Source organism: Dokdonella fugitiva, from assembly GCF_004342425.1.
GTDB classification, from domain to species: domain Bacteria; phylum Pseudomonadota; class Gammaproteobacteria; order Xanthomonadales; family Rhodanobacteraceae; genus Dokdonella_A; species Dokdonella_A fugitiva.
This window is the reverse complement of record NZ_SLWQ01000007.1, coordinates 13734-33575: the sequence shown is the minus strand read 5'-3', so window position 1 is coordinate 33575 and position 19842 is coordinate 13734. Positions and strand designations below refer to the sequence as shown.

Sequence of the window (19842 nt, the reverse complement as noted above, 5' to 3'; positions counted from 1 at the left end):
ATGGATGAATCCGCGACCGGTCCGATCGCGGTGCAGGCAGTGTGCGCGTGCGTGTGCAGGCCACACAGAGGAAGAAGCGGGACGCGGGTGCAGGCCGGCATCGCCGCCGGAGCGACGAAAGCGCCGGTCGACGTGTAGGAAAGGCCTGCAGCGCGCGGCGGGAAGCGGCTTGCGCCGCGCAGCGACGTCGCGGTCGCGGGATCGATGCGTGCGAAGGACGGCGCACGACCGCGCGATGGGCAGGGGGCGTCGGGCGCCCCCGAAACCTCGGAGCCGGGCTCGCGCCCGGCCCTCGGCACGCAGGCATGCGCGCGTGCGCGATTACTGCGCGGCGGCTTCCGGATGGCCCTTCAGGCAGTTGTTGCGGAAATCGGTGTAATCCTTGCCCTTGAGGCCCTTCGCCTTCGCATCCGCGTTGCAGGCCTTCATCTTTTCCTGCTGGGTCATCGGCGTGGCGGCGGCTGCACCGTCACCTTTCGAGCACGTGCTCATGAAGGTCTTGTACTCGGCTCCCTTGAGGCCCTTCGCTTTCGCTTGCTTGGCGCAAGCGCCGAACCGTTCCTGCTGGGGCGTGAGCGTCTTGCCCGCCTTCGCCGCATCCTGCGCGAACGCCGCGCCGGATCCGCTTGCAAACGCGAGCGCGAGGACCAGCAATGACGTCGTCTTCAGCTGCATGATGGTGCTCCTCTCCATGGGTGACCGCGCCCGGTCGGGTCACGGTGCGGCGCAGTCTACGCCGCGCACCCGGGCAGGGGAGGGGAAGGCAGGAAAATTTTCGATCGGCTTGCCGGCGGTTCAGGCGGCATGGCCGTGCGCCGGCGGCCCGGCGCAGGCGCCGGGCCGGGCATGGCGGATCAGGCGGCGGCGCGCGTGGCGTCCGCCTTGCGCGGACCCTCGAGCAGGGCGCGTCGCACGCCGTCGACGAGCAGGTCCACTTCCGCCGACGTGATGTCGAAGCGCGGCGTGAAGCGCAGCGAATTCGCGCCGCCATGGATCACGCCGAAGCCACGCTCGCGCATCCATTCCTCGGTACTCGCCGCGCCGTAGCACTTGAACTCCGGCGCGAGTTCGCACGAGAACAGCAGGCCCGTGCCCTGCACCTTGGTGATGTAGCCCGGGAGTTCGGCCTTGAGCTTTTCGAGCTTGGCGACGAACTCCTTGCCGCGCGCGCGGATGTTCTCGCGCAGCTCCGGCGTGAGCGCCTTGAGCACCGCGCAGGCGACGTCGAGCGCGCGCGGGTTCGCGGTCATCGTGTTGCCGTAGATGCCCTTGCGGTAGAGCTCCGACGCGCGCTCGTTGGTGGCGAGCACCGACAGCGGGTACTGGCCGGCGTTGAGTGCCTTGGAATAGGTTTCGAGGTCCGGCGCCTCGATGTTTTCGAAGCCGGGATAGTCGACGATCGACAGCACGCCATGCGCACGCAGGCCGGCCTGGATCGAATCGATCAGCAGCAGGCTGCCGTGCGCCTTGGTCAGCTCGCGCGCGGCGACGTAGAACTCCGGCGTGACGCCGCGGCCCGGATCGCCTTCGCCCATCACCGGTTCGATGAACACGGCTTCGATGAACCAGCCGTTCCGGTCGGCGTCGGCGAACACCTGCTTGAGCTGCTCGACGCTGTACGGTTCCACCGTGAGCAGGCTGGTTTCGTTGCGGAAGCTCGCGAGGTTCTGCTCGTAGGCCTTGCGCGAGGAGTCGGAATAGACCGCCGGGCGCTCGGTGCGGCCGTGGAACGCGCCCTTCACGGCGACGCGCTTGATCGTGCGGCCGGCATGGCGCGCACCCGGATCGGTCATGAGCTTGGCATTGACGTCGACGATGCGGCTCGCCAGCGACACCGACTCGGAGCCCGAGTTGAGGCACATGAACTTCGCATACGGGCAGCCGCCGCGGGTATGGCCGATCTCCTTGCGCAGCGCCTTGCCGAACTTCAGCTGCGACAGGTTGGGCGTCATCACGTTCGCCATCACCTGCGGGCGCGCGAGGACGCCGAGGATGTTCTTCGGCGCGTGGCCGAAGCCGAGCATGCCGTAGCCGCCCGCGTCGTAGATCACCGCGCCCTTGAGCGTGACGATCCAGGCGCCGTGCGCGGCGAGTGCGACGTACGGGTTGACGCCGTCTTCGGGGTAGAAGTTGACGAAGTCGGCCTGCGCCTGGCGGATCTGCTCGCTCTCGTCGAGGTGCAGGAACTCGGGCATGCACGAGCGCAGCGCGAGATGCGCGGCGTACGCCTCGTCGATCGCCTGCGTGAGTTCCGCATCGGCGGCCAGGAAGCGCTCGATGGCAGCGTCCGGCAGGCCGGTCGTGCGCACCGTCCCGTCGAATTCACGCATTTCCTTGAGCTTGGCCAGCATCGGATTCATTGCAACCTCCCGGAAAACGACACGTGCCCGCCCCTCGCGGGGAACGGGCACGACGCTTTTAATCTTTGATTGGAATGGAAAAAACGCCAAGCCGGGACTGTACCACAGGGGGCTGGGCCGCGGTACCCCGCCGGCCGGGCGCCGCGGCGCGTGACAAGCGTCATCCGAGGCGCCTGACGCCTGATTCTGTGGGGTTTTCCGCGTCCGGCCTAAAGTGGCCCCGAGACCGGAAAAGGGAGTGGTTCCATGCAGCAGGCGGAATCCGGCGCGGCCGTCGAATGGCGTGGCGTACGCAAGCGCTACGGCGGCACCGTCGCGCTCGACGGCATCGATCTCGAGGTACGGCGGGGCGAATTGCTCGCGCTGCTCGGCCCGAACGGCGCCGGCAAGAGCACGGCGATCGCCATCGCGCTCGGCCTGCTGCCCGCCGACGCCGGCGAGGCGCGCCTGTGCGGCCGCCCGCCGGCCGAACTGGACGCGCGCCGCGCCTGCGGCGTCATGCTGCAGTCGGCCGGCCTGCCCGATTCGCTGAAGGTGCGCGAGCTGCTCGAACTCACCTGCAGCTACTACGCCGCGCCACGCACGATCGCCGGATGCGCCGGCCTGGCCGGGCTCGACGGCCTGCTCGACCGCCGCTACGGCCGCCTGTCCGGCGGAGAGCAGCGCCGCGTGCAGTTCGCGCTCGCGATCTGCGGCAACCCGCGCCTGCTGTTCCTCGACGAGCCGACCACCGGCCTCGACCTTGATGCGCGCGGGCTGCTGTGGCGCGCGATCCGCGCGATGGTCGAGGCGGGCTGCGCCGTGGTGATGACCACGCACTACCTCGAGGAAGCCGAGGCGCTCGCCGACCGCGTCGCCGTGCTCGCCCGCGGTCGCATCGTCGCCTGCGGCAGCGTGCAGCAGGTCCGCGCGCGCGTTTCGCAGCGGCGCATCCGCTGCGTCAGCGTGCTCGACGCCGCGCGCGTCGGCGCCTGGCCCGAGGTGCGCAGCGTCTGTCGCGACGGCGACCGCATCGAGATCGTGACCGACCAGGCCGAGGTCGTCGTGCGCCAGCTGCTGTTCGAGGACAGCGGGCTCAGCCAGCTCGAAGTGCAGCGCGCCGGCCTCGCCGACGCCTTCGTCGAAATCACCCGCGAGGCCGCCTGATGGACGCTGCCACCCTCGACGTGCCGCGCGTCCCGCTGTGGCGCTGCCACCTGCTCGAAGCACGCAACGAGTTCCTGCGCCTGCTGCGCGCGCCCTCGTTCGCGCTGCCGACGCTGCTGTTCCCGCCGATGTTCTACCTGCTGTTCGCGGTGCTGTTCGAGCGCCGCGGGGGTTTCGAGGCCAACCTGTACCTGCTCGCGACCTACGGCGTGTTCGGCGTCATGAGCCCCGGCCTGTTCGGCTTCGGCGTCACCGTCGCGCTCGACCGCGAGCGTGGCTGGCTCGCGCTCAAGCGCGCGCTGCCGATGCCGCCAGGCGCCTACCTCGCGTCCAAGCTCGCCATGGCGATGCTGTTCGCGACGATCATCTTCGCGATCCTCGCCGTGCTCGCGATGGTGCTCGGCGGCGTGCGCCTGCCCGCGGGCGCATGGCTTTCGCTGTACGCGACCGAGCTTTTCGGTGTGTTGCCGTTCTGCGCGCTCGGCCTCTGGCTCGGCACCGTCGCGAGCGGGCAGGCGGCGCCCGCGATCGCCAATCTCCTCTACCTGCCGATGTCGTTCCTGTCGGGCTTGTGGATGCCGCTCACCGTGCTGCCTGCGTTCGTCGCCAAGATCGCGCCGCTGTGGCCGGCCTGGCATCTCGGCCGGCTCGCCCTCGCCGCGGTCGGCCAGGCGCCTGGCGAAGCGTTGCTGCCGCATGTGGCCGCACTCGCCGCGTTCGGGCTCGCCTTCGTCGCGCTGGCACGCCGGCGCCTCGCGCGTGGCTGAGGGGGATCCGATGCGCACGCTGCATGCCCGGCTGTTCGTGACCGCGGTGGTCTACGCGCTGATCGTCGTCGCCGGCGTGCTCGGCGCGCACGTCTGAAGCGGAGCGCGGCGTATCATGGCGGGCGATCGGTGGCGCGCGGGTGGCACGATGACGCGGAAGGCAACGCTCGAGTGGTTTCGCATGCGCCTGTCGCCGGACCTCGCCGAGCAGGGCTGGGCGCCGCTGTGGAGCCTGCTCTACCTCGGCTTCCTGTTCCTCAACTACAACGGCCGGCCGACCTCGACCTGGTTGCCGCCGACCGTGCTCAGCGTGTGCGTGTTCCTGCCGCTGTACTTCCGCGCATTGCAGGTGTGCGGGCGGCGCCGGCTCTACTACGGCGCGGCGATCGCCTTGCTCGGCTACGCGCTCATCGCGGTCAACACCGGCGCCAACACCTATCTCATCTATGCGGGGGCCTGCGCGAGTGCCGCGGGCATCAGCCTGCGTCGCCTCATCGAGATCATCGCCGGCGCGCTCGTCGTCTTCTCGCTCGAACTGTGGCTGCTTGGCTGGCCCGGCGAGTATATCGCGCTGTCGGTCACGATCACCGCGATGGTGGGCCTCGCGATCAGTGCGGCCAACCACTTCCACCACGAGAAGCGCCTGCGCCTGGCGGAGCTCAAGCTCAGCCATGACGAAGTGCGCCGGCTCGCCGCGCTCGCCGAACGCGAACGCATCGGTCGCGACCTGCACGACCTGCTCGGCCACACGCTGTCGCTGATCACGCTCAAGTCCGAACTCGCGGTCAAGCTGTTCGAGCGCGACGCGCAGGCGGCGCGGCGGGAGATCGCCGACGTCGAACGCGTCGCGCGCGACGCACTCGGCCAGGTGCGGCGCGCGGTGACCGGGATCCGCACCGCCGGCCTGTCGGCCGAGCTCGCCTCCGCGCGGCTGCTGCTCGAATCGAGCGACGTGCGGCTCGAATACGAACTGGCCGAAGCGCCGCTGCCGGCCGAGATCGAAACCGTGCTCGCGCTGACCGTGCGCGAGGCGGTCACGAACATCCAGCGCCACGCCCACGCGACGCGCGCGCGCGTGCAGGTGGGCGTCGAGGACGGCGTCGCGCACCTGGAGATCAGCGACGACGGCATCGGCGCGACGATCGTGCCCGGCAACGGCCTCGGCGGCATGCGCGAACGCCTCGCCCTGCTCGACGGGAGGCTCGAGATCCAGTCGGTGCGCGGCCGTGGCACCCGCGTCGCCGCCAGCGTGCCGTTGCCGCCGGCCGCGGCCGGCTCCATGGCTCCGGCCACCGCGACCTGAGACGCCCGCGCGCGGCGGTCGCGCCGCCGCATGCTGCTAGAGTGCACGGCCGCGGACGCCGTGTCCGCCCCGCATCGGAACCTGCCCGACCGTGATCCGCGTCCTCCTTGCCGAAGACCAGGCGCTCGTGCGCGGCGCGCTGTCCGCGCTGCTCAGGCTCGAATCCGACATCGACGTCATCGGCAGCGCAGCGGACGGCGAGGAGGCCTGGCGCGCGTTGCAGCAGCACAAGCCGGACGTGCTCGTCACCGACATCGAGATGCCCGGCCTCACCGGGCTCGAACTCGCGCAGCGCGTGCAACGGCACGAGCTCGCCTGCAAGGTCGTGATCGTGACGACGTTCGCGCGCCCGGGCTTCCTGCGCCGGGCGCTCGAGGCCGGCGTCGCGGGCTACCTGCTCAAGGACGCGCCGGCCGAGCAACTCGCCGAAGCACTGCGCAAGGTGCACCGGGGCGGGCGCGCGATCGATCCGCAGCTCGCAGTCGAGGCCTGGTCGGACGCCGACCCGCTCAACGACCGCGAGCGCCAGGTGCTGCGCCTCGCCGGCGAAGGCCTGTCCGCGGGCGACATCGCCGAGCGCCTCAACCTGTCCCAGGGCACGGTGCGCAACTACCTGTCCGAGGCGATCGGCAAGCTCGGCGTCGGCAACCGCATCGAGGCGTATCGGCTGGCGCGGCAGAAGGGGTGGCTGTGAGCGGGAATGGGGAATAGAGAATAGAGAATGGTTCACACCGTAGCCCCAATCGCTTCTACCATTCCCCATTCTCTGTTCCCCATCCCCGCTTTGAAAAAGTCCGACTTCCACTTCGACCTTCCGCCCGAACTGATCGCGCAGGCGCCCTTGCCCGAGCGCTCGGCGAGCCGGCTGCTCGTCGCGGATGCGCGCTCGCGGTCGCTCGCCGACCGGCGTTTCACCGACCTCGTCGAGCTGCTGCAGCCGGGCGACCTGCTCGTGTTCAACGACACGCGCGTGCTGCCCGCGCGCCTGTTCGGGCGCAAGCCGAGCGGCGGGCTCGTCGAGATCCTCATCGAGCGCGTGACGGGCACGCACGAGGCTCGCGCGCAGCTCGGCGTGAGCAAGAAGCCGAAGGCGGGCGGGCGCATCGTGCTCGCCGATGGCAGCGAAGCCAGCGTGCTCGGCCGCGACGGCGAATTCTTCCTGTTGCGCTTCGAAACCATGGAGCCGGTCGAAAAGGTGCTGCTGCGGCTCGGCCGCATGCCGCTGCCGCCGTACATCGATCGCGAAGCCGGCAGCGCCGACGACGAGCGCTACCAGACCGTGTTCGCGCGCCATGCGGGCGCCGTCGCGGCACCGACCGCGGGCCTGCATTTCGATGCCGGGCTGCTGCGCCGGCTGGAGGCGCGTGGCGTCGAATCCGGCTACGTGACCCTGCACGTCGGCGCGGGCACGTTCCAGCCGGTGCGCAGCGAGCGGCTCGAGGACCACGTGATGCATCGCGAGTGGCTCAACGTCGGCGCCGAGCTGGTCGAGAAGATCCGCCGCACGCGCGAGCGCGGCGGCCGTGTCGTCGCGGTCGGCACGACCGTCGTGCGCGCGCTCGAATCGTCGATGCACGACGGCCAGGTCGCGCCGTTCGCGGGCGAGACGCAGATCTTCATCATGCCCGGCTACCGCATCACGAGCATCGACGCGCTCGTGACCAACTTCCACCTGCCCGAATCGACCTTGCTCATGCTCGTCTCCGCGTTCGCCGGGCGCGAGTTCATGCTCGACGCCTACCGCCACGCGGTGGCCGAGCGCTATCGGTTCTTCTCCTACGGCGACGCGATGCTGATCCTGCCGCCGGGTGCGCCGGCATGAGCGCGATGCGTTTCGAACTCCTCGGCAGCGACGGCGCCGCCCGCCGCGGCCGACTCGCCTTTCCGCGCGGCACGATCGAAACGCCCGCGTTCATGCCGGTCGGCACCTACGGCTCGGTCAAGGCGATGTCGCCGCGCGACCTCCTCGACATCGGCGCTGAGATCATCCTCGGCAACACGTTCCACCTGTTCCTGCGCCCGGGCCTCGACGTCGTCGGCGAGTTCGGCGGGCTGCACCGCTTCATCGGCTGGAACAAGCCGATCCTGACCGATTCGGGCGGGTTCCAGGTGTTCAGCCTCGCGCACAAGCGCAAGATCACCGAACAGGGCGTCACGTTCGCCTCGCCGGTCGACGGCGCGAAGGTGTTCCTGTCACCCGAGGAGTCGATGCGCATCCAGCACGTGCTCGATTCCGAGATCGCGATGATCTTCGACGAGTGCACGCCGTACCCGGCGACGGAGAAGCAGGCGCGCGATTCGATGGAGCTGTCGTTGCGCTGGGCCGAACGTTCGCGCCGCGCGTTCGACGACCGCGGCAACCCCAATTCGCTGTTCGGCATCGTCCAGGGCGGCGTCTACCCGGAGCTGCGCCGGCGCTCCGCCGAAGCGCTGATCGACATCGGTTTCGACGGCTACGCGATCGGCGGCCTCGCCGTCGGCGAGCCCGAGCACGAGCGCAATGCGACGCTCGAGCGCGTCGAGCCTCTGTTGCCGCGCGATCGCCCGCGCTACCTCATGGGCGTGGGCCGGCCGGAAGACATCGTCGAGGCGGTGCGGCGCGGCGTCGACATGTTCGACTGCGTCATGCCGACGCGCAACGCGCGCAACGCGCACCTGTTCACGCGCCACGGCACCCTGCGCATCCGCAACGCCAAGTACGAGCGCGACACGCGTCCGCTCGACGAGGAATGCGCGTGCTACACCTGCCGCTCCGGCTTCAGCCGTGCCTACCTGCGCCACCTCGACCGCTGCGGCGAGATGCTCGGGCCGATGCTCGCGACGATCCACAACCTGCACTACTACCAGGAACTCATGGCCGGCCTGCGCTCGGCGATCGCCGAGCGCAGGCTCGGCGACTTCGTCGCGGCGTTCTACGCGGCGAGGTCGTAGCGCGCCGTCGCGCGAAGGCGGATCCGCCGCTGCGCGGCTTGATCCGCCCTGCCACCGGCCCATCCTCGGGCGACGCAGCGTCGCGATGCGTCGAGGCGCGACGGTCGCGCAGCACAGGGGGCGCCCTGCGGGCCGCTGCCCGCCCGGGCCCCGGCGGCATGCGGGATCCCGTTGATTTTGCGGCGCAATGCGCGAATCGCCCGGCACCATGGCATAATCCGCGGCCTTTTGGCGCGAAGTCTCCCCTGCGGGGCGGCGCGCCGGATTCCGAACCCAGCTGTTTCCGGAGCACCCATGGATTTCTTCATCGCCAGCGCACACGCCCAGGCGGCAACGGGCGGGGCGGCCGCCGCGCCGAACCCGATCATGTCGTTCCTGCCGCTCATCATCCTGTTCGGCGTCTTCTACTTCATGCTGATCCGGCCGCAGATGAAGCGTGCCAAGGAACAGCGCGCCATGATCTCCTCCCTCGGCAAGGGCGACGAAGTTCTCACCAACGGCGGCCTGCTCGGCCGCATCGAAGAGCTCGGCGAGCAGATCATCACGCTCGAGATCGCCGCCGGCGTCACCGTCAAGCTGCGTCGCGACGCCGTCTCCGCGGTGCTGCCGAAAGGCACGCTGAAGAGTGCATAGTTCCGTCCCTGGGTATGGGGCCCGGCCGGGCATCGGCCGGGGTGAAGCGCCGTGTAACGGATTTCAGAAATGAACGATTTTCCCCGTTGGAAGTATGCGATCGTCGTCGTCGTGCTGTTGCTCGGCGTGCTGTACGGCGTGCCGAACCTGTACGTGCAGCAGCCGGCCGTGCAGGTCAATCCGAATCGTGGCGCGACCATCGACCTTGCCCTGAAGGAAAAGGTGCAGGGCATGCTCGAGAAGGCCAAGATCCCGTTCGAGCGCATCGACCTCAACAACGACCAGCTCATGGTTCGCCTGCCGATCGGTGCGACCGACGAGCAGGGCAAGGCGCTCGAAGCTATCAAGGCCGAGCTCGGCGACCAGTACGTCGTCGCGCCGAACCTCGCCTCCACGGTACCGGGCTGGATGCGCGCGATCGGCGCGCGCGAAATGCCCAAGGGCCTCGACCTGCAGGGCGGCGTGCACTTCCTCATGGAAGTCGACGACAAGGACGTGCTCGAGAAGCAGCTGCAGCGCTATTCCGACGACATCCGCTCGGCGTTGCGCGACAAGAACATCCGTTACCAGTCGGTCGGTCGTGGCCCGCAGGGCGTCGTCGTGCAGCTGCGCAGCGCCGAGGACCGTGATGCCGCGCTGTCGACGATCCAGTCGAAGGTGCCCGATGTCGTCGTCTCCAATGGCGCGCAGGTCGGCGACTCGTACACGCTCAACGCGAGCGTCAAGCCGGAAAAAATCCGCGAGATCGCGCTCAACACGATCCGCCAGAACCAGGCCACCCTGAGCAACCGCATCAACGCGCTCGGCGTGGCCGAGCCGCTGATCCAGCAGCAGGGCGAGACGCGCATCGCGGTGGAGCTGCCGGGCGTGCAGGACACCGCCGAGGCGAAGAAGGTGCTCGGCGCGCAGGCGACGCTCGAATACCACGCGGTCGACACCGACGGTGACGCGTTCGAGGCGATGCGCAGCGGCATCGTGCCGCCCGATGACAAGCTCTACTACATGCGCCAGCGTGCGCCCGATGGCAGCAAGGTGCCGATCCTGCTCAAGAAGAAGATCATCGTCAGCGGTGACGAGATGGTCGACGCGTCGAGCCAGCCCGACCCGCAGTCCGGTTCGCCGGCGGTGTCGGTCGTGCTCAACGCGAACGGCGGCCGCAAGATGCTCGACTTCACGACGCAGAACGTCGGCAAGCCGATGGCCGTGCTGTTCATCGAGCGCACGCCGGAGACGAAGATCGTCGACGGCAAGGAAGTGCGCAGCACCAAGGTGACCGAGGAGGTCATCAGCAGCGCGCGCATCAACGGCGTGTTCTCGACCCGCTTCCAGACCACCGGCCTCGGCAGCAACAAGGAAGCGTCCGACCTCGCGCTGCTGCTGCGCTCCGGCTCGCTCGCCGCGCCGACCGACATCGTCGAGGAGCGCGTGATCGGCCCGAGCCTCGGCAAGGAGAACATCCAGAAGGGCATCTACGCGGTGCTGCTCGGCCTCGGCGCGGTGCTCGTGTTCATGGCGTTCTACTACTGGCTGTTCGGCCTCATCGCCGACCTCGCCCTGTTCTTCAACCTCGTGCTGCTGCTCGCGATCATGAGCGCGATCGGCGTGACGCTGACCATGCCCGGCATCGCCGGCATCGTGCTCACGCTCGGCATGGCGATCGACGCGAACGTGCTGATCTGCGAGCGCGTGCGCGAGGAACTGCGCAACGGCTCGACGCCGCTCGCCGCGATCCGCGCCGGCTACGACAAGGCGTGGGCGACGATCCTCGACGCCAACGTGACCCACCTGCTGGCCGCGCTGGCGCTGATGACGCTCGGCTCGGGTGCGATCCGCGGCTTCGGCGTGACCCTGTTCATCGGCATCCTCACCTCGATGTTCACCTCGGTCACCGTCACGCACGCGGTCACCAACCTCATCCACGGCGGCAAGAAGAAGCTCAAGGGCCTCTCCATCGGCAGCGGCTACACCCGCGGCGCGACCGCCTGACGGACGACATCCATGGAACTGTTCAATCCCAACAGCAAGATCGACTTCCTCGGCGGGCGCAAGGTCAGCATCGTCATCTCGGCGCTGCTGGTGCTCGCCTCGCTCGGCCTGCTCGCCACCCGCGGGCTCAACTACGCGCTCGACTTCACCGGCGGCGTGCTCGTCGAGGCGAAGTTCGAGGAACCGGTGCAGACCGACCAGGTGCGCGCCGCGCTCGAAGCGGGCGGTTTCCACAACGCGCAGGTGCAGAGCGTCGGCGGCACGCGCGAGGTGTCGATTCGCCTGCAGCCGACCGAGGAGCAGAAGGACGCCGAGGTCGTCGGCCGTGACGTCATCGCCGCGATCAAGCAGCAGCGCGCCGACGTGTCGCTCAAGCGCCACCCGGACCTCGTCGGTTCGTCGGTCGGCGCGGAGTTGCGCAACGACGGCATCGTCGCCGCCGTGTTCGTCATGCTCGGCATCATGATCTACATCGGCATCCGCTTCGAGAAGCGCTTCGCGATCGCGGCGATCGCCAGCGAAATCCACGACACGATCCTCACGCTCGGCTTCTTCTCGCTGACCCAGCTCGAGTTCGACCTGACCGTGCTCGCCGCGTTGCTCGCGGTGATCGGCTACTCGATCAACGACAAGGTGGTCGTGTTCGACCGCGTGCGCGAACTGTTCCGCCTGGCCCGCAAGGCCGAGCCGTACGAGATCCTCAACAAGGCGATCAACCAGACCCTGTCGCGTACGATCATGACGTCGCTGACCACGTCGCTGACGATGTTCGCGCTGTACTTCGTCGGTGGCCCGGCCGTGCACGGCTTCGGCCTGACCATGCTGGTCGGCATCGTCATCGGCACGCTGTCGTCGATCTTTTTCGCCAACCCGATCCTCTACTGGCTCGGCGTGTCGAAGACCGACCTCATGCCCGTCACGCGCGAAAACCCGGAACTCGCGCGCCGCCCGTGATGCCGCATTTTCGGCGGGCGTCCAAAGCCTGAACGCGGAGCACACGGAGGAAACGCCAGGGAACCCTTCCCTGTCGTCTCCGTGTGCTTGGTGTTTCAATCCTTCGATTTCTTCTTCGCGTCCGGCGCAGTTCGGGCGTCCGGCGAGGATTTCGGTATCCAGAGGCTCTCGTCGGCGAGATGCTCGCGTGCGGGTTTGCGCGCGAGCCTGGGCAGCTTGAGCGGTTTGTCGGGCCTGGCGCGTTCGGGCAGGCGTGCGAGCAGGTGGCGGATCACGTCGAGGCGGCCGCGGCGCTGGTCGTTGAAGTCGGCGACGAACCACGGCGCCCACGGCGTGTCGGTCGCAGCGATCATCGCGTCGCGCGCCGCGCCGTAGGCCGCGTACTGCGTGCGCGCCTCGAGGTCGACCGGCGAGATCTTGAAGCGCTTGAGCGGATCGCTCGCGCGCTCGGCGAAGCGCTGCTCCTGGTATTCCTGGTCGACCGCGAGCCAGTACTTGAGCAGGATCAGCCCGTCGTCGGTGACGAGTCTTTCGAACGCGGGACAGTCCTCGAGGAAGCGGCGATACTGCGCCGGCGTGCAGAAGCCCATCACGTGTTCGACGCCGGCGCGGTTGTACCAGCTGCGGTCGAACAGGACGAGCTCGCCGGCGGCCGGCAGGTGCTCGACGTAACGCTGGAAATACCATTGCGAGGATTCGCGCTCGGTCGGCTTGGGCAGCGCCACGACGCGCGTGTAGCGGGAGTTGAGCGGGGCGCTGATCGCCTTGATCACGCCGCCCTTGCCGGCAGCGTCGCGGCCCTCGAACACGAGCGCGACGCGCTTGCCGTTCGTGATGATCCAGCGCTGCAGGCTGACGAGGTCCTCGTAGAGGTCTTCGAGCGCGCGTTCGTAGGCCTTGCGCTTCAGTTCCTTCATCGCATCGCTCCGTCGTGGCGCGGCGCCGGCCCCGGCCGCGTCAGCGTTCGTGCAACCGTGGCAGCAGGCCGGCGAGGTTGCACGGCCGCGTGGTCGCGTCGAGCTGCGCGCGGATGAGCTTTTCCCAGGCCGTCCGGCAGGCCGAGGTCGAGCCGGGCAGGCAGAACACGAAGGTGTCGTTGGACAGCCCCGCGAACGCGCGCGACTGCATCGTCGAGGTGCCGATTTCGTCGTAGCTCAGCATGCGGAACATCTCGCCGAAACCCGGCATCTCCTTGTCGAGCAGGGGCCGGATCGCCTCGGGCGTCGAATCGCGCCCCGTGAAGCCGGTGCCACCGGTGACGAGCACGCCGCGCACGTCGGGGTCGGCGATCCACTGCGCGACGATCGCGCGGATGAGGTAACGGTCGTCGCGCACGATGCGCTTTTCGCGCAGCCGGTGGCCGGCCTGGCCGAGCGACAGCGCGAGATAGTCGCCGGACGTGTCGTTGTCGGGCGTGCGCGTATCCGACACGGTCAGCACGCAGAGGTCGAGCGCGACGAATTCGGCTTGGGCGGTCATGCGGGGCAGCGTAGCGCGTCGCAGGTTCAGTGCAAAGGCGCGGGCGCGAGGCCGGCGCGATGGCGTCCCGCCATGCGCGCGAGCAGCGCCGCGAAGTCGCGCGCGTAGCCGCGCATGTCGAACAGCCCGCCGGTTGCGCGGTGCGACGCGACTGCTTCGCGCAGTGCGCGCCGCGCGTCCGGGTCGTGGCCGAGCCGGACGGCCAGCGCGACGAATGCCGCGTCGTCCGCTGCATTCAGCTGCGCCAGGCCGAGGTGATGGTTGAGGCTCGCGGCGACCCGCGAAGCGAAGGTCGCACCCGGCACCGTGAGCACCGGGCAGCCGGCCCAGAGCGCGTCCGATGCGGTCGTGTGCGCGCCGTACGGCGCGGTGTCGAGGAAGAGGTCTGCATGCCGGTAGCGCGCAAGGTACGCGGCATGCTCGAGCTTCGGCGCGAAGACGAGCCGGCGCGCATCGACGCCGCGTCGTGCCGCCTCCACGCGCAGACGCTCGTCGGCGCCATCGCCCGCCGACAGCAACCAGAGCACCGAACCGGGCACCGCGCGCAGCACCGCGAGCATGCGCTCGAACGTCGCCGGATCGAGCTTCCAGCTGTTGTTGAGGCAGGCATACACGACACCCGTCGCCGGCAGGCCGCAGTCCTCGCGTGACGGTGGCGTGGCGACGTCGCGCGTCGAGTCCGAAGGCTGGAAGCAGCGCGGCAGCCACGCCACCGCTTCGGAGAACTGCGCGTGCAGGGATTCGGGCAGCACGATGCGGTCGGCGATCACGTAGTCGATCCACGGCGCGCCGAGCGTGCCGGGATAGGCGAGCCAGTTGACCTGCACCGGCGCCGGGCGCAGCGCGAGCGCCTCCGGCATCGCGCCGGCGCAATAGCCGTCGAGGTCGAGCAGCACGTCGAGGCGCTCGGCGTGGATCGCCTCGGCGAGCCCGGCCGAACTCACCGCGTGCACGTCGTGCCATGCATGCGCGGCCGCCTGCAGGCGCTGCTGCAGCACGCTGCCGTCGGCGGGTGCGGTCGAGAACAGATGCAGGGTGACGGCCTCGTCGCGCAGCGCCTCCAGGAACGCGACGACGAGCAAGGCGGTCGGATGGTGGCCGAAGCCGTTGGCGACGAAGCCGACCCGCAGCGGCGCGTGCGGATCCCCGGGCGCGTTCCGCCAGGCGTTGCGCGCGCGCAGTGCGCCGACGCGCCGCTCGATCGACGCCGCGTGCGTGCGCGCGCAGCGCAACTGCTCGGCGGCCGAGGCGGGCTCGGCGAGGAAACCGAACGGCGCGAGTCCGGGCGCGCCGGCGGCGACGCGCGCGCGCAAGCGCGCGGAGAGCGCATCGAGGTCGCGCCAGTCGCACAGCTGGCGGCGCAGGAAGACGAGCTGGCCGAGCGCCGCATCGAGCTGCGGATCGAGCGCGAGAGCGCGTGCGTGCGCCTCGGCCGCGCGCGCGAACTGCTTCTGTTCCTCCAGCATGAGGCCGCGCTGGTACGGGAAGCGTGCGTCCGCGGGCGCCGCGCATTCGCCCATCGCATAGGCCGCTTCGGCCTCCGCATGGCGCCGTTCTGCGGCGAGCGCGTGGCCGAGCACGAACAGCGCTTCGGGATGGCCGGGAGCGAGCGCGAGCGCATGGCGCGCGGCCGCTTCGCCGGCGGCATGGTCGCCGAGCGCGAGTTCCGCCGCGGCGAGATTGCACCAGGCGCCGAGGTGGCCGGGCTGGGCTTGGGTCGCCGCCGCGTACGCGTCGCGCGCACCGGCGAGATCGCCGGTCGCGCGGCGGGCGTTGCCGAGGCCGTTGAGCACCGCCGGATGCGCGGGTGCGAGCAGCAGCGCGGTTTCGAGCGCTTCGAGCGCGCGCGCGGAATCGCCCGCGGCGAGCCGCACGCTGGCGAGATTGCAGAGTACGTCGACCGAGCGTGGCGCGAGGGCGAGCGCGGCTTCGAGCGCGGCGATCGCCTCGGCGACGCGGCCGAGCTGGAACAGCGCGATGCCGTGCAGGCGCGCGGCTTCGGCATCGCGCGGTTCGCGGGCGCGCAACGGCGCTGCTTGCGCGGCGGCGAGGTCGGCGCGGCCGCCCGCGATGAGTTCGGCGATGCGGTCGAGGAGGGTGGCGAGGTCGTGCATGGGCGCGCATGGTCGCATGCCAGCGCAAGTCGCAGCCACGCTGCCGTGCGATCGCCGCGCGGAGCCGTGGCACCATGCGCACGATCCCGCACGATGCGGACACGGGGAACGTCTGACGCATGACAGCGGCACGGTGGCTCGCCTTCGCCTTCGCCTCGGCATGCTGCGTCTTCGCGGCCGGCGGGGTGCATGCGGCCGCGCGCGCGGGCGTGTACGCATCCGCCGGCAGCGCCGACGTCGCGTTGAACCCCGACGCGCTCGCGGCGATCGGCGTGCGCATCGAAGCGGTCGAGCGCGCGAGCCGTCACGCGGATGGCAAGGCCGGCGTCGCGCAGGAAACGGCGACGTTCGAGGCCGGCGGCGAAGACCGGCTCGAACTGCGCGTGCGCGACAGCGGATTGGCGGGGTTCGGTCCGGGCGCCCTGCGCTTTGCGGGCGGCTTCGTCTTCGCGTCGGGGGAGGCGCGCATCGACCTGCGCGGCTTCACCGTTCGCGCGCGCTCGCCCGGCGAAGGGACGGACGTCGCGCTCGCCGATGCCGGCGGCACGGCCTGGCTGGTGGCCGACCATGCGCACTACGACGTGACGACGCACGTGCCGGCGGAACTCTCGGTGCGACAGATGGACCTGCGCCTCGCGCCCGCGTTCGCCGCCGCGCTCGGCCGGCGCGACCTCGCCGGCCGCGTGATCGGCACGCTCGCGTTCCGTGCCGTGCTCGATGCGCGCGATGCGAAGGCGCTCGCGGGCGGCCGGTGCGAAGCGCCGTGGCCGGCACCGGGGCGGCGCACGAACATCCAGCTCAGCTACTCCAACCTCAGCGGCTTCTGGGATTCGATCTACGTGCCGCGCTGCGGCCTGCCGCCGCTGCCCGGCGCTGGCGCGTGCACCGCCGAAAGCACGAACGGCAAGGTCGTGATGAGCGCGGATGCGAGCCTGCGCAACGTCGGCGAGACCGCGGTCGCGTGGTACGCGCACTTCAGCGGCGAGCATCCGCCGTACGGCAACGACCAGCATCCGTTCCTCGTCTGGAACCTGTATCGCGTCGATCGCGACGGGCGCATCCGGCAGATCGGCGTTTCCGCCGCCAAGCATGCATTCTTCTCGATCAACGAGCGTTGCCGCTGCGCGGGCGGCAACGTGTTCTGGCCCGGTTGCGAGGACATCTATTCGGCGAGCAGCAACGACAACGGCAGTGGCAACGGCGAGCAGAACCTCGCGCCGCGCGCGGAGATCGTGCCGTTCACCGGCCAGTGGGCGCGTTGCGGCTCGGCCTGGGACCGCGACTGCGACGGCCGCATGGATCCCGGCAGCGGCGCGCAGGACCTGTACCGCTACCGCATGCTCGTCGACGAGAGCGACCTGCTGCCGCCGCTCGCGACGGGCGCACGCTACTTCTTCGAATACTGGTACGTCGTGCGCGACGACGCCGACGTCTACGACACGATGGGCCATCGCGAGATCCGCCCGCGCAAGACCGGCGCGGCATGGCAGGTGGACCTCGTCGATGCCGGCGCCGACGATCACGACTTCTTCCTCGGCCCGGTGGTGAACCGCTGGGTCGATCCCGCGCACGAGGATGCGACGCGCACGAACCGCGAACTGCAGACGCCGCTCGGCCGCGCGCGCGTCGCGGCCAAGGCGACCGACCTGGGCGGGGGGCGCTGGCGTTACGAGTACGCCGTCATGAACGTCGACTACGCGCTGGTGAGGTTCGATCCCGCGCACGCGCGCGAGCCGGACCTGAAACTGCTGGAAAGCCGAGGTTTCACCACGTTCAGCGTGCCCGTGCCGGACGGCGTCGCGGTCGAGTCGGCGCGGTCCGCCGATGCGGACGGCGACGGCGACGACGCCTGGCGCATGCGCGTCGCCGGGGGCGCAGTCACCTGGAACGCGCCCGCGTCGCGCAATTCGCTCGCCTGGGGCACCCTCCATCATTTCGAGTTCGTCGCGCGCCGCGCGCCGGCAATCGCGCCCGTCGTCGTCGCCACGAGCGGTGACCCGGTTCGCCATGCGGTGGACGCGGTCGTACCGGGGCGCTGAACGACCTGCGCCGTCGCCGGCGTCGCGTGAGCGCGGGCACGGTACCGCCGCGACGCTGTGCTAGCCTTCGAGACTTCCGCACCGCCATGAGGGAGATGGCATGAAGCCTGTGCGTACCTGGGGAGCCGGCATCGCGTTTGCGCTCGCATCGGCGTTCGCGATCGCCGCGCCGGCACCGCGGTCCACGGCCGACGGGCCCGAAGGCGCGTGGCTGGCCTGGGGCGGCCAGGCCTCGTTCGGGTTCAACCCCGATGCACTCGTGGCGCTCGACCTGCGCGTCGCGTCGGCGAGCATGGCGAGCGCGCGCGCCGCCGGCGTACCCGGCCGACGCTACGACACGACGACATTCCCGGCGCTCGATGCCGGTACGCTCGAGGTCATCCATCGCGGCCCCGCCATCGTCGCGATCGGTGGCGGTGAACTGCGCTTCGCCGGCGGCTTCGTGCTCGCCCATCCGGGCGGCTCGATCGACCTGCGTGGCTTCGCGCTGCGTGCCGACCCGGCCGCCCGCCTCGGCATCGCCGTCGTCGACGCGAGCGGGCGCGCGTGGTTCACCGCGGATCACGCGCACTACGGCTTCGACGAGCAGGGGCCCGGAACGTTCTCGATGTACAACATGAACCTGCGCCTCGCACGCGCGTTCGCCGAGGCGCTCGGGCGACCGGACCTGGTCGGTCATCCGGTCGGCACGCTCGAGTTCCGCGCGCAGGCGCAGATCGGCCGCGAGATGGCGCAGCCGCTGCCGGACGGCGGCGTTTGCAGCGCGCCGTTCCCGGAAGCGGGCCTCGTCACCGACATCGCGCTCATCTACGACGATGCGGCGGGCGGCTGGACCGGCCACGATGATTCGGTCTACGTGCGCCGCTGCGGCCTGCCGCCGCTGCCGGGCGGTGGCGCCTGCACGAGCAGCAGCACCAATGGCAAGGTCGTCATCGACCAGGATTCGAGCCTGCGCAACGTCGGCGACACCGGCGTCGCCTGGTACCAGAAGTTCACCAGCCCGTCGCCGCCCTACGGCAACGACCAGCATCCGTACCTGATCTGGAACCTCTATCGCATCGACGCCGATGGCCGCATCAAGCAGATCGGCGTGTCGGCGGTGAAGCATGCGTTCCTCACCATCAACTGGGCGCACGTCCCCGGCGAATGCGGCTGCGCCGAGGGCCACGTGATTTATCCCACCTGCGAGGACACCTACTCGCTGAGCAACAACGACAACAGCAGCAGCGGCGGCTCGCAGCAGCAGAATCTCGCACCGCGCAGCGAGGTGGTTCCATCGACCGCGGTCTGGGGGCGCTGCGGTTCGGTGTGGGACGCGAACTGCGATGGCCACATGGACAGCGGCAGCGGCGCGCAGAACCTCTACGACTACCGCATGCTCGTCGACGAGAGCGACATGCTCGCGCCACTGGCGACGGGCGCGCGTTACTTCTTCGAGTACTGGTACATCGTGCGCGACGACGAGAACATCTACAACACGATGGGCTACCGCGAGATCCAGCCGAACAAGAGCGGCGCGAACTGGCAGGTCAGCCTCGTCGGCGCGGGACAGCCCGACCACGACTTCTTCCTCGGACCGGTGGTCGATCGCTGGGTCGACCCGCAGGCGCCGGGCGCGAATGCGATGAACCGCGAACTGTCCACGCCGCTCGGGCGCGCGCGCATCGCGATGAAGGCGACCGACCTCGGTGGCGGCCAGTGGCGCTACGAGTACGCGGTCATGAATTTCGATTACGCGCACGTGCTCATCGATCCCGCGCACGCGACCGAGCCGAACGTGAAGCTGCTCGAGAACCACGGCTTCGCGCGCTTCCGCGTGCCGCTGCCGGCGAATGCGTCGGTGAGCGCGCCGCGCTTCGACGACGCCGACAATGACTCCGGCAACGACTGGTCGTTGTCCGGTGCCGGCGGCGCGCTGACCTGGAGCGCTCCGGCCGGCAACACGCTCGACTGGGGGCGCCTCTACCATTTCGAATTCGTGTCGGATGCGCCGCCGGCGGCGGCGACGCTCGGCCTGACCGGCGCGGCAACCGCGACCGAAGCGGAGATCGGCTATGCGCTCGATCTGCTCGGCCCGGCCACGATCGACGACACGATTTTCCGCAACGGCTTCGACTGAGCATGCTTGCC

At 69.9% G+C, this 19842-nt stretch carries 16 protein-coding genes; 11 read left to right on the top strand and 5 right to left on the bottom strand.

What is annotated here, in order from left to right; genetic code table 11:
• Positions 1–321: 321 nt before the first annotated feature.
• Together EV148_RS12700 and EV148_RS12695 are read right to left on the bottom strand one after the other, a co-directional pair.
• A complete protein-coding gene (locus EV148_RS12700; protein ID WP_131998822.1) occupies positions 322–675 on the bottom strand; it encodes a PsiF family protein in 354 nt (117 codons plus the stop codon).
• Positions 676–854: 179 nt separating this feature from the next.
• A complete protein-coding gene (locus EV148_RS12695; protein ID WP_131999224.1) occupies positions 855–2351 on the bottom strand; it encodes an aminotransferase class III-fold pyridoxal phosphate-dependent enzyme in 1497 nt (498 codons plus the stop codon).
• Positions 2352–2606: 255 nt separating this feature from the next.
• Here EV148_RS12695 and EV148_RS12690 point away from each other — a divergent pair, with 255 nt between their 5' ends.
• From EV148_RS12690 to secF, 9 genes are all read left to right on the top strand, one after another.
• Entirely contained in the window at positions 2607–3506 is a 900-nt protein-coding gene (locus tag EV148_RS12690) for an ABC transporter ATP-binding protein (protein WP_131998820.1), read from the top strand.
• Complete coding sequence (locus EV148_RS12685; RefSeq protein WP_131998818.1) at positions 3506–4273, top strand: ABC transporter permease; 768 nt, start codon at positions 3506–3508, stop codon at positions 4271–4273. Before EV148_RS12690 ends, EV148_RS12685 begins: the two co-directional genes overlap by 1 nt.
• Before the next feature lie 181 nt (positions 4274–4454).
• A complete protein-coding gene (locus tag EV148_RS12680) occupies positions 4455–5576 on the top strand; it encodes a sensor histidine kinase (RefSeq protein ID WP_158287459.1) in 1122 nt (373 codons plus the stop codon).
• A 91-nt stretch (positions 5577–5667) separates the two neighbouring features.
• Complete coding sequence (locus tag EV148_RS12675; RefSeq protein ID WP_131998814.1) at positions 5668–6270, top strand: response regulator transcription factor; 603 nt, start codon at positions 5668–5670, stop codon at positions 6268–6270.
• A gap of 90 nt (positions 6271–6360) precedes the next feature.
• Positions 6361–7398 carry a tRNA preQ1(34) S-adenosylmethionine ribosyltransferase-isomerase QueA gene (gene queA, locus EV148_RS12670; protein ID WP_131998812.1) on the top strand — a complete coding sequence of 346 codons (1038 nt, stop codon included), beginning with the start codon at positions 6361–6363 and terminating at the stop codon, positions 7396–7398.
• A complete protein-coding gene (gene tgt / locus EV148_RS12665) occupies positions 7395–8507 on the top strand; it encodes a tRNA guanosine(34) transglycosylase Tgt (protein ID WP_131998810.1) in 1113 nt (370 codons plus the stop codon). The genes queA and tgt overlap by 4 nt, the downstream gene beginning before the upstream one ends.
• Before the next feature lie 294 nt (positions 8508–8801).
• Entirely contained in the window at positions 8802–9140 is a 339-nt protein-coding gene (gene yajC / locus EV148_RS12660) for a preprotein translocase subunit YajC (protein WP_131998808.1), read from the top strand.
• A gap of 69 nt (positions 9141–9209) precedes the next feature.
• Positions 9210–11126 (top strand): protein translocase subunit SecD, encoded by a 1917-nt coding sequence (gene secD, locus EV148_RS12655; RefSeq protein ID WP_131998806.1) that lies wholly within the window; start codon positions 9210–9212, stop codon positions 11124–11126.
• Positions 11127–11138: 12 nt separating this feature from the next.
• Positions 11139–12080 (top strand): protein translocase subunit SecF, encoded by a 942-nt coding sequence (gene secF / locus EV148_RS12650; RefSeq protein ID WP_131998804.1) that lies wholly within the window; start codon positions 11139–11141, stop codon positions 12078–12080.
• A gap of 95 nt (positions 12081–12175) precedes the next feature.
• On the opposite strand, the gene ppk2 is transcribed toward secF, so the two are convergent.
• Genes ppk2 through EV148_RS12635 form a run of 3 tightly spaced genes read right to left on the bottom strand, consistent with a single transcriptional unit; the run spans position 12176 to position 15673 of the window.
• Positions 12176–12997: a polyphosphate kinase 2 gene (ppk2, locus tag EV148_RS12645; protein ID WP_131998802.1), complete on the bottom strand. Its 822-nt coding sequence runs from the start codon at positions 12995–12997 to the stop codon at positions 12176–12178.
• 40 nt (positions 12998–13037) lie between these two features.
• The gene (moaB, locus tag EV148_RS12640; RefSeq protein WP_131998800.1) at positions 13038–13559 is read right to left on the bottom strand and encodes a molybdenum cofactor biosynthesis protein B; all 522 of its coding nucleotides are present in this window, start codon (positions 13557–13559) and stop codon (positions 13038–13040) included.
• Between the two features lie 26 nt (positions 13560–13585).
• Entirely contained in the window at positions 13586–15673 is a 2088-nt protein-coding gene (locus EV148_RS12635; protein WP_158287458.1) for an O-linked N-acetylglucosamine transferase, SPINDLY family protein, read from the bottom strand.
• Positions 15674–15792: 119 nt separating this feature from the next.
• On the opposite strand from EV148_RS12635, the gene EV148_RS12630 reads away from it, so the two are divergent.
• Both EV148_RS12630 and EV148_RS12625 read left to right on the top strand, forming a co-directional pair.
• The gene (locus tag EV148_RS12630; RefSeq protein ID WP_158287457.1) at positions 15793–17712 is read left to right on the top strand and encodes an ATP-binding protein; all 1920 of its coding nucleotides are present in this window, start codon (positions 15793–15795) and stop codon (positions 17710–17712) included.
• A 100-nt stretch (positions 17713–17812) separates the two neighbouring features.
• Positions 17813–19831 (top strand): hypothetical protein, encoded by a 2019-nt coding sequence (locus EV148_RS12625; protein ID WP_131998794.1) that lies wholly within the window; start codon positions 17813–17815, stop codon positions 19829–19831.
• Positions 19832–19842: the final 11 nt, after the last annotated feature.

Coding starts and splice junctions, on each gene's coding strand:
- EV148_RS12700 (WP_131998822.1), bottom strand. CDS start 675: ATGCAGCTGAAGACGACGTCATTGCTGGTCCTCGCGCTCGCGTTTGCA.
- EV148_RS12695 (WP_131999224.1), bottom strand. CDS start 2,351: ATGCTGGCCAAGCTCAAGGAAATGCGTGAATTCGACGGGACGGTGCGC.
- EV148_RS12690 (WP_131998820.1), top strand. CDS start 2,607: ATGCAGCAGGCGGAATCCGGCGCGGCCGTCGAATGGCGTGGCGTACGC.
- EV148_RS12685 (WP_131998818.1), top strand. CDS start 3,506: ATGGACGCTGCCACCCTCGACGTGCCGCGCGTCCCGCTGTGGCGCTGC.
- EV148_RS12680 (WP_158287459.1), top strand. CDS start 4,455: ATGCGCCTGTCGCCGGACCTCGCCGAGCAGGGCTGGGCGCCGCTGTGG.
- tgt (WP_131998810.1), top strand. CDS start 7,395: ATGAGCGCGATGCGTTTCGAACTCCTCGGCAGCGACGGCGCCGCCCGC.
- yajC (WP_131998808.1), top strand. CDS start 8,802: ATGGATTTCTTCATCGCCAGCGCACACGCCCAGGCGGCAACGGGCGGG.
- secD (WP_131998806.1), top strand. CDS start 9,210: ATGAACGATTTTCCCCGTTGGAAGTATGCGATCGTCGTCGTCGTGCTG.
- secF (WP_131998804.1), top strand. CDS start 11,139: ATGGAACTGTTCAATCCCAACAGCAAGATCGACTTCCTCGGCGGGCGC.
- ppk2 (WP_131998802.1), bottom strand. CDS start 12,997: ATGAAGGAACTGAAGCGCAAGGCCTACGAACGCGCGCTCGAAGACCTC.
- moaB (WP_131998800.1), bottom strand. CDS start 13,559: ATGACCGCCCAAGCCGAATTCGTCGCGCTCGACCTCTGCGTGCTGACC.
- EV148_RS12635 (WP_158287458.1), bottom strand. CDS start 15,673: ATGCACGACCTCGCCACCCTCCTCGACCGCATCGCCGAACTCATCGCG.
- EV148_RS12630 (WP_158287457.1), top strand. CDS start 15,793: ATGACAGCGGCACGGTGGCTCGCCTTCGCCTTCGCCTCGGCATGCTGC.
- EV148_RS12625 (WP_131998794.1), top strand. CDS start 17,813: ATGAAGCCTGTGCGTACCTGGGGAGCCGGCATCGCGTTTGCGCTCGCA.